We start from the raw sequence: 13,517 nt of genomic DNA, 5'->3' as shown, positions 1-13,517 counted from the left end.
GCCGATCACCACGTCACGGTTAACCACCTGAGCCGGCTTGTTAAAGCCCTGCTGCAGGGTGCTTGGCTTACGCTTGCCTTTACCGCCACGGGTCATGGTACGAGCTTCTTCGCGGTCTGCTTTAGACTCGGAGAGCTTGTTGCCTTTCTTCTGTTTGGTCGCTTTGCCACCGCGAGTACGGCTACGGCGCTCACCTTCAACTTTGGCGTCGTTTTCGTCTTCGGCAGCACGAGCGTGCTCGGAGGTGGTTACGTGGTAGTCGGCTGTTTCAACCGCAGCGCTTGCGGCTTCCGCTTCGGCCCACTTCTCACCGTTCTCTTCGGCCATACGGCGCGCTTCTTCCGCTACGCGTTTGGCATCTTCTTCCACCTTACGGCGTACTTCTTCTTCCGCTTTACGTTTCAGTTCGGCGGCTTCGGCTTCACGGCGTGCTTTTTCTGCCTGAGCTGGCTTGGTCATTTCGTCGGTATGTTGATTGGTCACTTTTTCTTTTTCCGCTGAATTACGCTTAGCAATCTCCGCGGCCTCACGTTTGGCTTGCTCTTCGGCTGCGCGCTTAGCTTCTGCTTCGCGTTTCGCTAGCTCTTCCGCTTCGCGCCTTGCCTGCTCTTCCGCTTCACGCTGTGCCTGCTCAGCCGCTTCAGCCTGTTGGGCTTCCTGCGGATCGCGATTTACATAAGTGCGTTTCTTGCGGACCTCAATTTGCACCGATTTACTCTTACCGCCGGTGCTCGGAATATTCAAGGTGCTGCGCGTTTTGCGCTGCAACGTGAGTTTGCCTGGCGCACTACCGTGTTCACGGTTCAGGTGCGCCAGTAAGGTTTCTTTCTCATGCTGTGTCACAGAGTCGGTCTCAGACTTGTTGATCCCTGCATCAGCAAACTGCTGTACCAGGCGATCAACCGGTGTCTGTATCTCTGCTGCCAGCGATTTTACGGTTACATCTGTCGTCATGCTGTTCCTTCCTGCTACAGTTATTACGCGTTGTCGCCAAACCAACAGATATTACGTGCGGCCATAATCAGCTCGCCGGCTTGCTCATCGCTAAGCCCTTCAATATCAGCCAGATCGTCAACACCCTGCTCGGCAAGATCTTCCAGCGTACAAACCCCACGCGCGGCCAGTTTAAAGGCCATGCTGCGCTCAAGACCCGGAAGGTTGAGCAAATCATCAGCAGGTTTTTGGTCGCCCAGGCTTTCTTCCTGTGCCAGGGCCAGCGTGGTCAATGCAGCTTTGGCGCGATCGCGCAACGCTTCAACCATATCTTCATCCAGACCGTCGATTTCCAGCAGCTCTTTGATTGGCACGTAAGCCAGTTCTTCCAGAGTAGAGAAGCCTTCTTCGACCAGAACGGTGGCGAAATCTTCGTCGATATCAAGATACTTGGTGAAGGTATCAATGGCGGCATGAGCCTCGGCCTGATGCTTGGCCTGCAGATCGTCCGCCGTCATCACGTTCAGTTCCCAGCGATCATCATCACGATGCTGTTTCAACAGTTGGGAAGCTAAACGCACGTTTTGGCCATTACGGCCGATCGCCTGTGCCAGGTTGCTGGCTTCAACGGCGATGTCCATCGTGCACCGGTCTTCATCTACCACGATCGAGGCAACATCTGCCGGGGCCATGGCGTTAATGACGAACTGTGCAGGGTTATCATCCCACAGGATGATATCAATACGTTCCCCGCCAAGCTCGCTCGAAACGGCCTGGACGCGGGCACCGCGCATACCGACACAGGCACCGACCGGGTCGATACGCTTGTCGTTGGTTTTCACGGCAATTTTTGCACGGGAGCCAGGATCGCGGGCTGCCGCTTTAATCTCAATCACTTCTTCGCCAATTTCCGGCACTTCGATGCGGAACAGCTCTTTGAGCATATCCGGGCTGGAACGGCTGACGAACAGTTGCGCACCGCGTGCTTCCGGACGTACTGCGTACAGTACACCGCGGATACGGTCACCCGGGCGGAAGTTTTCGCGTGGCAGCATGTCTTCACGGCCAATGACCGCTTCGGCGTTGCTACCCAGATCCAGCGCAATGCTGTCACGGTTAACTTTTTTCACCACGCCGGTGACGATCTCACCTTCGTGTTGGCGGAAGGCGTCAACCACCATCGCGCGCTCGGCTTCACGTACTTTCTGTACGATAACCTGCTTTGCCGTTTGAGTGGTGATACGGTCGAAGGTCACAGATTCGATCTGATCTTCGATATAGCCGCCCAGTTCCATGGACGGATCTTCATACTGTGCAGCTTCCAGCGTGATCTCACGCGTTGGCTGGGTCACTTCATCAACGGCAACCCAACGGCGGAAGGTGTCGAAATCGCCAGTCTTACGGTCAATGCTGACACGGACCTCGATTTCCTGCTCATATTTTTTCTTGGTGGCGGTGGCTAAAGCGGTTTCCAGGGCTTCGAAAATCTTCTCACGTGGTAGGGATTTTTCATTGGAAACTGCTTCAACAACAGCCAGAATCTCTTTGTTCATCCTAGTTGCCTCATCCAAACTTTAAAAGTGGGGTACCAGGTTCGCTTTCTGAATATTGCTCAGCGCGAACACTTCATCTTTCCCATCCACAGTAACCGTGATCATCTCGCCTTCTACAGACTTGATGATGCCCTGCCATTTGCGGCGGTTTTGTATCGCCATACGCAGAACAACGCTGACTTCTTCACCGAGAAAACGTTGATAGTGTTCCGCGGTAAACATAGGGCGCTCAAGGCCAGGAGAGGAGACTTCCAGGTTGTAAGCGACCGTGATCGGATCTTCGACGTCCAGTACAGCGCTGACCTGGTGGCTGACATCAGCGCAATCATCAACATTGATTCCGTTGTCACTATCAATATAGATGCGTAGTGTCGATTGGCGCGCCCGAATAAATTCGATGCCTACGAGCTCAAAGCCCAACGCCTCTACCGGTGCGGAAAGCATCTCTGTTAATTTTTGCTCTAATGTGGACAAGCCCACCCCCAAGACATAAAAAAAGGGCCTAATAGCCCAGTGATTCTGTTGCCAAATAACAAAAAACCCCGAAAATTCGGGGCTTTATGCAACTGGACCCTGTTTGCCGCAAAGCGGCTTCGGTGCAACTTTCTAGCAAGTGTCATTTTCAAATGTTGATCGAGAAAAGCGGAATTCAATCGAAAAGTGTATTTGAAAATAAACACTTAAAGGAAAGTGGTTGCGGGGGCCGGATTTGAACCGACGACCTTCGGGTTATGAGCCCGACGAGCTACCAGGCTGCTCCACCCCGCGTCCGAAAACGTGGCAAATATTACGCCGATAATTGCAAAAACGCAAGTTATCTCTGGGATTTGGTACCGAGGATGGGACTCGAACCCACAAGCCCGTTAGGGCACTACCACCTCAAGGTAGCGTGTCTACCAATTCCACCACCTCGGTACTGATTTTTACTGCTAACGGCTGTTTCTATTGAGGTCTAAAACAACCGCTTTCAAACTTTTCAGGCTTACTGCGGGATATCACTGACCGGTTTAGCTGGTGCTGCCGGAGTGCTAGTCTGCTCAGTTTGCGCTGGCTGACCCAGGTTTTCCCACTCACTGCCTTTCTTGCCCTGATTGGTGCTCAGGTTGCCCAGGATCAGACTGATGACGAAGAACAACGTCGCCAGAACAGCCGTCATGCGGGTCATAAAGTTGCCTGAACCGGTCGATCCGAAGAACGTGCCAGAAGCACCTGCTCCGAATGAGGCTCCCATATCAGCGCCTTTACCTTGCTGTAGCATGATCAGAGCGACTAGCCCGATCGATATCAGCAAGAAAATTACCAGAAGAGCTTCGTACATAGTGGTACCTGTATCCTTGCGGGTTCACCGCGTGCCAAATGCTTCTCACCCCAGATGCTTCCAAACTAAAGAAGGCGTGGCGTGTCACTAAAACAGCCCACTGAAGCGGGTGTGAATACTAACCAAAGCCGCCTGAGCGCGCAAGGGCAATTTGCAACCACCGATGCGTTTGCGGAAAAAAACAGCAAAAACAGGGCTGATCGGGAAATTACGCAGGCACTGACAACGTACCTGCGTAAAAACAGCGTGTTAACCTGCCAGCTTGACCGCATCGGCAATACGGTGCGCCAACGCGATAACCTGCTGTTCATCTTCGCCTTCCACCATCACGCGGATCAGCGGTTCAGTACCCGATTTACGCAGCAGTACTCGACCACGACCGGCCAATTCGGCTTCGACCTGCTCAGCGACCTTCAACACCGCTTCTGACTCCAGCGGGTTATGCTCACCGACAAAGCGCACGTTGACCAGGATCTGTGGCAGTAATTTCATACCGCTGCACAGGTCGTGCAGGCTCATGTTATTGCGCACGATTGCCGTCAACACTTGCAGGCCAGCGACGATACCGTCCCCGGTGGTGGTTTTGTCCAGCAGGATCACGTGGCCGGAGTTTTCCGCCCCAATGCGCCAGCCCAACTCTTGCAGTTTTTCCAGTACGTAGCGGTCACCCACTTTGGCACGGGCAAACGGGATGCCTAGCTGCTTCAGTGCCAGCTCCAGGCCCATATTGCTCATCAGGGTACCCACGGCACCGCCGCGCAGTTGCCCCTGGCGCAGGCCTTCACGAGCAATGATGTAGAGGATCTGATCGCCGTCGACCTTGTTACCCAGATGATCCACCATCATCACGCGGTCGCCATCGCCATCAAAGGCCAGGCCAACGTGTGCCTGCTCTTCCAGCACGCGCGCCTGCAGTTGGCGTACATCGGTAGCGCCACACTCTTCGTTGATGTTCATGCCATCCGGCTCACAGCCGATAGCGATCACCGTGGCACCCAGCTCACGCAAAACGCTTGGGGCAATGTGATAGGTAGCACCGTTGGCGCAGTCCACCACGATCTTCAGCCCGTTCAGACTCAGTTCGCTCGGGAAGGTGCCTTTACAGAATTCGATATAGCGCCCTGCGGCATCAACAATGCGGCTGGCTTTACCCAACTCGGCAGATTCGACGCAGGTCAGCGGTTTTTCCATTTCCGCTTCAATCGCTTCTTCCACATCGTCTGGCAGTTTGGCGCCGTCGATGGAAAAGAATTTGATGCCGTTATCGTAAAATGGGTTATGTGAGGCAGAAATCACGATCCCGGCTTCCGCACGAAAAGTTCGAGTCAGATAAGCCACCGCCGGGGTTGGCATCGGGCCGGTAAACGAAGCGGACAGCCCCGCCGCCGCTAAACCGGCCTCCAGCGCTGACTCCAGCATATAGCCAGAGATACGGGTATCTTTACCGATGATGATTTTGCGGGAGCCATGGCGCGCCAATACCTTGCCGGCCGCCCAACCTAACTTGAGGACGAACTCTGGGGTTATCGGGCTGTCACCCACTTTGCCACGAATGCCGTCGGTACCAAAGTATTTGCGTTCGCTCATGTCTCTACTATCCCTTAGCTGAAAGTGTTGCCTCGACGACACGCATCGCCTCGACGGTTTCTTTGACATCATGCACTCTGACTATCTGCGCCCCCTGCATCGCGGCAATCACCGCACAGGCAACGCTGCCAATCACCCGCTGTTCGGGTGGAACATTCAATAGCTGCCCAATCATCGACTTACGCGACATCCCCACCAGCAGTGGCAAGCCAAAGTGATGAAATTCCGCCAATCGGGCCAGAAGCTGATAATTATGCGCTAAATTCTTACCGAAACCGAAGCCTGGGTCGAGTAACAATTTCTGTTTTGCTATGCCACCTGCAATACAGCGGTCAATATGCTGCTGGAAAAACGCATTAACGTCCGCCATCAGGTCATCGTAATGCGGTGCTTGCTGCATGGTACGCGGCTCGCCTTGCATGTGCATCAGGCAAACAGGCAGACCGCTTTCGGCGGCGGCCAGCAACGCGCCAGGCTCTTGCAGCGAGCGAACGTCGTTGATCAGATGCGCACCGGCTTTAGCGGATTCGCGGATCACACCGGCTTTTGAGGTATCCACTGAGATAAAGATTTCAAACCGCTGCGCCAAGGCTTCCACTACCGGCACAACGCGCTCAATCTCTTCCTCTTCACTGACCTCGGCAGCGCCCGGGCGCGTGGACTCGCCCCCCACATCGATCATCGTTGCACCCGCCGAAATCAGCGCATGCGCATGCAGCAGAGCATCATTCAGCGAATTATGCCGCCCGCCGTCAGAGAAGGAGTCTGGGGTAACGTTGAGGATCCCCATCACCCGAGGATGGTTGAGATCGAGGATTTGGTCGCGCACGGTTAACTGCATGATTAATCTACCTTGGAGTCAATACTACTCTGTTGCCTGGAGTGGATCCCGCCCCTCACACCCAGGAGAGGCGGCAATTTGCAGCCAGCAATAAAAAACCCCGGCTGGCCGGGGTTTTATTTTACGCTACAGCCGATATTACTTGTCGAGCTGTTCAGACATGGTGTTGCCTGGGTTTGGCGTACGCGGCTCATCTACCGGCGTTGGTGCTTTTGGTGTACCACCATTGTCGGAGTTGTTGCTTTTCGCCACGTCGTCCCAACCTGCTGGCGGACGCACATCTTTACGGTTCATCAGGTCGTCGATCTGCGGTGCATCGATGGTTTCATATTTCATCAGTGCATCTTTCATCGAATGCAGGATGTCCATGTTTTCCATCAGCAACGCACGTGCGCGAATATAGTTGCGCTCAATCAGGGATTTGACTTCCTGGTCGATGATACGTGCGGTTTCGTCCGACATGTGTTTCGCCTTGGCCACGGAACGGCCCAGGAACACCTCGCCCTCTTCTTCCGCATACAGCAATGGCCCCAGCTTCTCGGAGAAGCCCCATTGGGTCACCATGTTGCGGGCGATCGAGGTAGCGACTTTAATGTCGTTCGATGCACCGGTAGAGACTTTTTCCGGCCCGTAAATAATTTCTTCTGCCAGACGGCCACCGTACAGGGTGGAGATTTGGCTTTCCAGCTTCTGACGGCTGGCGCTGATCGCATCCCCTTCCGGCAGGAAGAAGGTCACGCCGAGCGCACGGCCACGAGGAATAATCGTGACTTTATGCACCGGGTCATGCTCAGGAACCAGGCGGCCAATGATGGCGTGGCCCGCTTCGTGATAGGCGGTCGATTCTTTCTGCGCTTCCGTCATCACCATGGAGCGACGTTCCGCACCCATCATGATCTTGTCTTTGGCTTTTTCGAACTCCACCATCGACACCACGCGCTTGTTGCCACGTGCTGCGAACAGGGCCGCTTCGTTGACCAGGTTGGCCAAGTCCGCACCGGAGAAGCCCGGAGTACCACGTGCAAGCACAGAAGCATCAACGTCTGGTGCCAAAGGCACGCGACGGGAGTGCACCTTCAGGATTTGTTCACGGCCACGCACGTCTGGCAGCCCAACCACCACTTGGCGGTCGAAACGGCCTGGACGCAGTAACGCCGGGTCCAGTACGTCAGGACGGTTAGTTGCCGCGATGACGATAATGCCTTCGTTGCCTTCAAAGCCGTCCATCTCAACCAGCATCTGGTTCAGCGTTTGCTCACGTTCATCGTGACCACCGCCCAGACCTGCGCCACGTTGGCGGCCTACGGCGTCGATTTCATCGATAAAGATGATGCACGGTGCCGCTTTCTTGGCCTGTTCGAACATGTCACGGACGCGGGATGCACCCACACCGACGAACATTTCGACGAAGTCAGAACCCGAAATGGTGAAGAACGGGACTTTCGCCTCGCCGGCAATCGCTTTCGCCAGCAGGGTTTTACCGGTACCCGGAGGGCCAACCATCAGCACGCCTTTCGGGATCTTGCCGCCCAGCTTCTGGAAACGGCTCGGTTCGCGCAGGTAGTCTACCAGTTCACTCACTTCTTCTTTTGCTTCGTCACAGCCTGCAACGTCGGCAAAAGTGGTCTTGATCTGGTCTTCCGTCAGCATACGGGCCTTGCTCTTGCCGAAGGACATCGCGCCCTTGCCGCCGCCGCCCTGCATTTGCCGCATGAAGAAGATCCAGACCCCAATCAACAACAGCATTGGGAACCAGGAAATAAAGATAGAAGCCAGCAAGCTTGGCTCTTCCGGTGGCTCACCAACAACTTTCACGTTTTTGGTTAACAACGTATCCAGTAACTTCGGATCGTTGACCGGGATGTAAGTGGTGTACTTGTTGCTGTCTTTACGGACAACGTTGATTTCACGCCCATTAATGCGCGCTTCACGGATCTGATCTTGGGTCAGTTCGGTCATGAAGGTAGAGTAATCTACCCTACGGCCATTAGACTCGCTGGGCCCAAAGCTCTGGAATACCGACATCAAAACGACCGCGATGACTAGCCAGAGAATTAGGTTTTTCGCCATGTCACTCAAGGGATTAACCTCATATTACAACTGTGTTAACAAACAGCGTTAGGGTACTACAGTTTCCGCCCTGTCGCTACAATGTACACTTCACGCGAACGTGCGCGAGAAGCGTCTGGCTTACGAATCTTAACCTTCGTAAACAGGGAGCGAATTTCCCGTAGGTACTCGTCAAAACCATCTCCCTGGAACACCTTCACCAGGAAACTACCGCCTGGTGCGAGAACATCACGACACATTTCCAGTGCTAATTCCACCAGATACATCGATTTTGGGATATCGACCGCCGGGGTGCCGCTCATATTCGGGGCCATGTCAGACATGACTACCTGAACCTTACTATCACCTACACGTTCCAACAGTGCTTTGAGGACCAGTTCATCACGAAAATCGCCCTGAAGGAAATCGACGCCAACGATAGGATCCATTGGCAAAATATCACAGGCAATGATACGCCCGTTACCACCAATCTGGGTTACCACATATTGCGACCAACCGCCCGGTGCAGCCCCCAAATCAACGACCGTCATACCCGGCTTGAACAGTTTGTCACTTTGCTGAATTTCATCAAGTTTAAACCAGGCACGCGAACGCAGCCCTTTTTTCTGCGCCTGCAGCACATATTTATCGCTAAAGTGTTCTTGGAGCCAGCGACTGGAACTGGCCGAACGCTTTTTATTTGCCATCGAGTATTCCAACTATCCTAAAAAGAGTCTCATGCCAGGTTCGCTTCTCACGTAAACTCAATTCGGTGCAGACCGATTTGGTGATACACATGAGATGGCGGTAGAATGTACCGTTTTCAATCCCAACTTAAGCAAAAAAGACAATGAATCTGAATAATAAACAAAAACAACACCTGAAAGGCCTGGCACATCCGTTAAAACCGGTGGTCATGCTGGGTAATAACGGTCTCACCGAAGGGGTGTTGGCTGAAATTGAGCTGGCTCTGGAGCATCACGAGCTGATCAAAGTAAAAATTGCAGCCGAAGATCGCGAAACCAAAACCCTGATCGCCGACGCTATTGTGCGTGAAACGGGTGCCTGCAATGTGCAAGTGATCGGCAGTACGCTTATTCTTTACCGCCCGTCGAAAGAGCGCAAGATCACTTTGCCACGCTAATCCGCAATCTGTTTGCTGAGACGGTGCCATGCGCCGGGCTCAGATAAAAGGCCGCTTGCGGCCTTTTTCCTTTCTTTACAAAACCCTGCTGAACTTTTAACCAACTCGGGCGAAATTAAAGATATTCCACTTTCAGAATTTCGTATTCTACATCACCACCCGGGGTTTTGATGACAACAACATCATCCTGCTCTTTGCCAATCAGGCCACGAGCCATCGGTGAGTTGACAGAAATAAGATTTTTCTTAAAGTCTGCTTCATCATCACCCACGATGCGGTAAGTCACCTGATCTTCGCTATCCAGGTTCATCACCGAGACGGTAGCACCAAAAATCACGCGGCCAGTCTGAGGCATTTTGGTGATGTCGATCACCTGCGCATTGGACAGTTTGGCCTCGATTTCCTGGATACGCCCTTCACAGAAACCCTGCTGTTCACGAGCGGCATGGTACTCGGCGTTTTCTTTCAGGTCACCGTGTTCGCGTGCGGTGGCGATGTCGGCAATGATTTTCGGGCGACGCACACCTTTCAAATATTCTAGTTCTTCACGCAGTTGTTCTGCGCCAAACAAGGTCATCGGGATCTGTTTCATCGTTAAATACCTCTAAATCTATCCTGTTCAAATATACCCGTGGTGTAGCAAGCTAAGCGCAGCTCGACATCCCCAGGGCATTAGCGTCATCCTGACGTGTTCGTATGAAATTACGGCAGGCGTTGCGCCTTCCGTCTCCAGGCGATAAACAAAAGAAACCGAGCTCGGAGGTTTGTTCCAAGTCAGCGTCGATTTTGCATTTTGATACGCATTTTAGCCTAGAGTTCCTTAAGGGTCATCGTTTACTTTATCCCTTGATGCACCGTAGTATGACAGCACGTTATCCAGCTGTTACCCCGAGATTATGCGTTTTTCACGAATTGTCAGTGTATTGGCCTGCGCATTTGCTGTTAATGCCCATGCGGCCCCGGTTGAAGATTACACACAATATTTGCCTGATGGGGCGAACCTGGCCCTGATCGTTCAGAAGATTGGCGCGACTACGCCGACCATCGACTATCACTCACAGCAAATGGCACTCCCGGCCAGCACCCAGAAGGTGCTTACCGCGCTGGCGGCTTTGTTACAGCTCGGGCCGGATTATCGCTTCACCACGACACTGGAAAGTCAGGGCAACATCACGGATGGCGTGTTGCGTGGCAACCTTATCGCCCGTTTCAGCGGAGATCCCACCTTCAAGCGGCAGAATCTGCGCAATATGGTAGCGGAACTGAAAAAACAGGGAGTTCGCGAAATCAGCGGCGATGTACTGGTCGATACCTCGGTATTTGCCAGCCATGACAAAGCGCCCGGCTGGCCCTGGAACGATATGACCCAATGTTTCAGCGCCCCGCCAGCGGCAGCGATTGTCGATCGCAACTGTTTCTCGGTTTCCCTTTACAGCGCCCCTAACCCCGGTGAGATGGCGTTTATTCGCGTGGCCTCATTCTACCCGGTCAATATGTTCAGCCAGGTAAGAACGCTGGCGAAAGGCTCTGCGGATGCACAATATTGTGAGCTGGATGTGGTGCCGGGCGAATTGAACCGCTTTACACTGACCGGATGCCTGACCCAGCGCAGTGAACCACTGCCGTTGGCATTCGCCATTCAAGACGGAGCCAGCTATGCCGGTGCCATCCTGAAAGATGAGCTGGTCAAGTCAGGGATCCAGATTGGCGGCCATTTGAAACGCCAAACCCAGCCAGGGATGACGGGCACGGTGATCGCCCAGACGCAGTCTGCACCGTTGCATGACCTGCTGAAAATCATGCTGAAGAAGTCGGACAACATGATTGCCGATACCGTGTTTCGCACCATCGGCCATGAACGCTTTGGCGTACCGGGTACCTGGCGCGCGGGAGCAGATGCAGTACGCCAGGTTCTGCGCCAGAAGGCCGGGGTAGACCTAGGTAACAGCATCGTGGTGGACGGCTCTGGCCTGTCGCGCCACAACCTGCTGGCACCTGCAACCATGATGCAGGCGTTGCAATATATTGCTCAGCACGACAGCGAGCTCAACTTTATCTCGATGCTGCCGCTGTCCGGTTATGATGGCACGCTGCGCTATCGCGGTGGCCTACATGAAGCCGGGGTCGACGGTAAGGTTTCTGCCAAAACCGGGGCGCTGCAAGGGGTCTATAACCTGGCTGGCTTTATCACTACGGCCAGCGGTCAGCGTCTTGCCTTTGTCCAATATCTATCGGGTTACGCGGTGCCACCAGAAGATCAGAAACAGCGCCGAGCGCCGCTGGTGCGGTTCGAAAGCCGGTTGTATCGGGATATCTATCAGAACAATTGAGGCCCAAGGGCATGAAGCTACTGATTGTTGAGGACGATGAGTTATTGCAGCAAGGCGTTGCGCAGGCAATGTCTAACGAAGGCTACGCCTGTGATTGTGCGGCCAGTGCTGCGCAGGCTAATGGCCTGATCGTCACCAGCCAGTATAGCATGGTGATCCTCGACCTCGGCCTGCCAGATATTGACGGTGCCACCCTGCTGCGGCAGTGGCGCCGTCAGCAAATCAGCATCCCGGTGTTGATCCTCACCGCACGCGACGCGTTGCAAGACCGTGTCGATGGCCTGGACGCCGGTGCCGATGACTATCTGGTCAAACCCTTTGCGCTGATTGAGCTACAAGCCCGGGTACGGGCACTGCTCCGCCGCTATCAGGGCCACAGCGATAACCTACTGCAACAGGACGATCTGACGCTCAATCTGTCCAGCCAGCAGGTGTATCTGCAACAGCAGGCGATAGACGTCACGCCGAAAGAGTTTGCCATTCTGTCGCGTCTGATGATGCGGGCTGGGCAAACCGTCAACCGTGAGTTACTGCAGCAAGATCTTTATACCTGGAACGACGATCTGGGCTCGAATACCCTCGAAGTGCATATGCACAATTTGCGCCGTAAATTGGGCAAAGATCGTATCCGCACCGTACGTGGCATCGGTTACCGTTTGGAGCCCGCATCTTGATTAGCATGCGCCGTCGTTTGCTGCTGATGTTGGCCCTGATCCTGCTGGTCACCCAGCTTATCAGCGCGTTTTGGCTATGGCATGAAAGCCAGGAGCAGATCAGTTTCCTGGTGGATGAAACCCTGTCGGCCAAAGTACGCAACGAGCGAGTCGATACCGAGATTGCCGAGGCGATCGCGTCACTGCTTGCCCCTTCGCTGATCATGATGATAGTGACCCTGCTGGCCTCCTTCTGGGCCATCAGTTGGATTATCCGGCCGCTGAATCAACTACAGGAAAAGCTGGAGAAACGTTCGGCAGACAATCTGACGCCGTTGCCGATAACCAGCGACAGTCTGGAGATGGTGGCGGTTACCAAGGCATTGAATCAGCTTTTTTCACGCCTTGACCATACCATCCAGCAAGAGCGGCTGTTCACTGCCGATGCAGCCCACGAATTACGCACGCCACTGGCGGGGATCCGGCTGCATCTGGAACTGATGGAGCAACAGGGAGTTGCGGGCAGTAAACAGTTGATCGCCCGCATTGACCAACTGATGCACGTGGTTGAGCAATTGCTGATGCTGTCGCGCGCCGGGCAGGATTTCGCCAGCGGCCATTACCAGCAGTTTGACTGGGTAGCCAACGTTATTGAGCCATTGCAAGAAGAGTTGGATGAGCTAGCCGCTCTGCGCGAGCAAAAGATTGTCTGGCAACTGCCAGCCAGTGCGGTGACACATGGCGATCCGGTGCTGCTGCGCCTGATGCTGCGTAATCTGGTTGAAAATGCACACCGCTATGGCCCCGAGAAGAGTGTCATTCGTGTTCAGCTCACTCCCGAGAACGATGGACAACGATTGCAGGTGCTCGACGAGGGGCCGGGTATCAAACAAGAAATGGCCGGAGAGTTGACTCAGGCCTTCCGCCGGATGGATCAGCGTTATGGCGGCAGCGGGCTGGGATTGAATATCGTGATCCGTATCGTTCAGTTGCACCGTGGCTGTCTACGCCTGGAAAACCGCACCGATGCCGACGGCCTGGATGCACAGTGCTGGTTACCTGATAATATTTTAAATCACTAACGTCGCACCATCGATTGAGGTTTCAGC

Annotated in this window: 13 protein-coding genes and 2 tRNA genes; 4 read left to right on the top strand and 11 right to left on the bottom strand. The window is 54.1% G+C overall.

The window, feature by feature from the left end; all coding sequences use genetic code 11:
- The 10 genes from JHD74_RS18945 to rlmE all read right to left on the bottom strand — a co-directional run.
- Positions 1-954 (bottom strand): translation initiation factor IF-2 associated domain-containing protein (locus JHD74_RS18945; RefSeq protein WP_199063287.1); only part of this gene is annotated, 954 nt, incomplete at its 3' end.
- A gap of 23 nt (positions 955-977) precedes the next feature.
- A complete protein-coding gene (gene nusA, locus JHD74_RS18940; protein WP_024483371.1) occupies positions 978-2,486 on the bottom strand; it encodes a transcription termination factor NusA in 1,509 nt (502 codons plus the stop codon).
- A 21-nt stretch (positions 2,487-2,507) separates the two neighbouring features.
- Positions 2,508-2,960 (bottom strand): ribosome maturation factor RimP, encoded by a 453-nt coding sequence (gene rimP, locus JHD74_RS18935; protein ID WP_024529072.1) that lies wholly within the window; start codon positions 2,958-2,960, stop codon positions 2,508-2,510.
- 217 nt (positions 2,961-3,177) lie between these two features.
- A tRNA-Met gene (locus JHD74_RS18930) sits at positions 3,178-3,254 on the bottom strand.
- Between the two features lie 60 nt (positions 3,255-3,314).
- Positions 3,315-3,401: transfer RNA gene (locus JHD74_RS18925), tRNA-Leu, on the bottom strand.
- A 67-nt stretch (positions 3,402-3,468) separates the two neighbouring features.
- Positions 3,469-3,804, bottom strand: a complete 336-nt coding sequence (secG, locus tag JHD74_RS18920; RefSeq protein ID WP_024483369.1) for a preprotein translocase subunit SecG — start codon at positions 3,802-3,804, stop codon at positions 3,469-3,471.
- Positions 3,805-4,053: 249 nt separating this feature from the next.
- On the bottom strand, positions 4,054-5,391 hold the full coding sequence (gene glmM / locus JHD74_RS18915; protein WP_024483368.1) for a phosphoglucosamine mutase: 1,338 nt from the start codon (positions 5,389-5,391) through the stop codon (positions 4,054-4,056).
- A 7-nt stretch (positions 5,392-5,398) separates the two neighbouring features.
- Positions 5,399-6,232, bottom strand: coding sequence for a dihydropteroate synthase (gene folP, locus JHD74_RS18910; protein ID WP_074031603.1), 834 nt, complete (start codon positions 6,230-6,232; stop codon positions 5,399-5,401).
- 138 nt (positions 6,233-6,370) lie between these two features.
- Positions 6,371-8,302, bottom strand: a complete 1,932-nt coding sequence (ftsH, locus tag JHD74_RS18905; protein ID WP_024529076.1) for an ATP-dependent zinc metalloprotease FtsH — start codon at positions 8,300-8,302, stop codon at positions 6,371-6,373.
- A gap of 56 nt (positions 8,303-8,358) precedes the next feature.
- Positions 8,359-8,988 carry a 23S rRNA (uridine(2552)-2'-O)-methyltransferase RlmE gene (gene rlmE / locus JHD74_RS18900; RefSeq protein ID WP_021179046.1) on the bottom strand — a complete coding sequence of 210 codons (630 nt, stop codon included), beginning with the start codon at positions 8,986-8,988 and terminating at the stop codon, positions 8,359-8,361.
- Positions 8,989-9,131: 143 nt separating this feature from the next.
- Between rlmE and yhbY the strand changes: the two genes are divergently transcribed.
- A complete protein-coding gene (gene yhbY, locus JHD74_RS18895; RefSeq protein ID WP_021807520.1) occupies positions 9,132-9,425 on the top strand; it encodes a ribosome assembly RNA-binding protein YhbY in 294 nt (97 codons plus the stop codon).
- 115 nt (positions 9,426-9,540) lie between these two features.
- On the opposite strand, the gene greA is transcribed toward yhbY, so the two are convergent.
- Entirely contained in the window at positions 9,541-10,017 is a 477-nt protein-coding gene (gene greA / locus JHD74_RS18890) for a transcription elongation factor GreA (protein WP_021179044.1), read from the bottom strand.
- A 304-nt stretch (positions 10,018-10,321) separates the two neighbouring features.
- On the opposite strand from greA, the gene dacB reads away from it, so the two are divergent.
- Genes dacB through pmrB form a run of 3 tightly spaced genes read left to right on the top strand, consistent with a single transcriptional unit; the run spans position 10,322 to position 13,490 of the window.
- Entirely contained in the window at positions 10,322-11,755 is a 1,434-nt protein-coding gene (gene dacB / locus JHD74_RS18885; protein WP_059199541.1) for a serine-type D-Ala-D-Ala carboxypeptidase, read from the top strand.
- A gap of 11 nt (positions 11,756-11,766) precedes the next feature.
- Positions 11,767-12,429, top strand: a complete 663-nt coding sequence (gene pmrA / locus JHD74_RS18880; RefSeq protein WP_024529078.1) for a two-component system response regulator PmrA — start codon at positions 11,767-11,769, stop codon at positions 12,427-12,429.
- Entirely contained in the window at positions 12,426-13,490 is a 1,065-nt protein-coding gene (pmrB, locus tag JHD74_RS18875) for a two-component system sensor histidine kinase PmrB (RefSeq protein WP_024529079.1), read from the top strand. The genes pmrA and pmrB overlap by 4 nt, the downstream gene beginning before the upstream one ends.
- Positions 13,491-13,517 lie beyond the last annotated feature (27 nt).

The organism is Serratia sp. ASV30 (genome assembly GCF_016428815.1).
In the GTDB taxonomy this organism is placed as follows: domain Bacteria; phylum Pseudomonadota; class Gammaproteobacteria; order Enterobacterales; family Enterobacteriaceae; genus Chania; species Chania fonticola_C.
The sequence above is the reverse complement of the archived record's forward strand: the minus strand, read 5'-3'. Positions and strand labels throughout refer to the sequence as shown.

What these genes read in the sequence shown, in the direction of transcription:
- folP (WP_074031603.1), bottom strand. Translation starts at nt 6,232, where the DNA reads ATGCAGTTAACCGTGCGCGACCAAATCCTCGATCTCAACCATCCTCGG.
- ftsH (WP_024529076.1), bottom strand. Translation starts at nt 8,302, where the DNA reads ATGGCGAAAAACCTAATTCTCTGGCTAGTCATCGCGGTCGTTTTGATG.
- nusA (WP_024483371.1), bottom strand. Translation starts at nt 2,486, where the DNA reads ATGAACAAAGAGATTCTGGCTGTTGTTGAAGCAGTTTCCAATGAAAAA.
- rlmE (WP_021179046.1), bottom strand. Translation starts at nt 8,988, where the DNA reads ATGGCAAATAAAAAGCGTTCGGCCAGTTCCAGTCGCTGGCTCCAAGAA.
- yhbY (WP_021807520.1), top strand. Translation starts at nt 9,132, where the DNA reads ATGAATCTGAATAATAAACAAAAACAACACCTGAAAGGCCTGGCACAT.
- secG (WP_024483369.1), bottom strand. Translation starts at nt 3,804, where the DNA reads ATGTACGAAGCTCTTCTGGTAATTTTCTTGCTGATATCGATCGGGCTA.
- glmM (WP_024483368.1), bottom strand. Translation starts at nt 5,391, where the DNA reads ATGAGCGAACGCAAATACTTTGGTACCGACGGCATTCGTGGCAAAGTG.
- greA (WP_021179044.1), bottom strand. Translation starts at nt 10,017, where the DNA reads ATGAAACAGATCCCGATGACCTTGTTTGGCGCAGAACAACTGCGTGAA.
- pmrA (WP_024529078.1), top strand. Translation starts at nt 11,767, where the DNA reads ATGAAGCTACTGATTGTTGAGGACGATGAGTTATTGCAGCAAGGCGTT.
- dacB (WP_059199541.1), top strand. Translation starts at nt 10,322, where the DNA reads ATGCGTTTTTCACGAATTGTCAGTGTATTGGCCTGCGCATTTGCTGTT.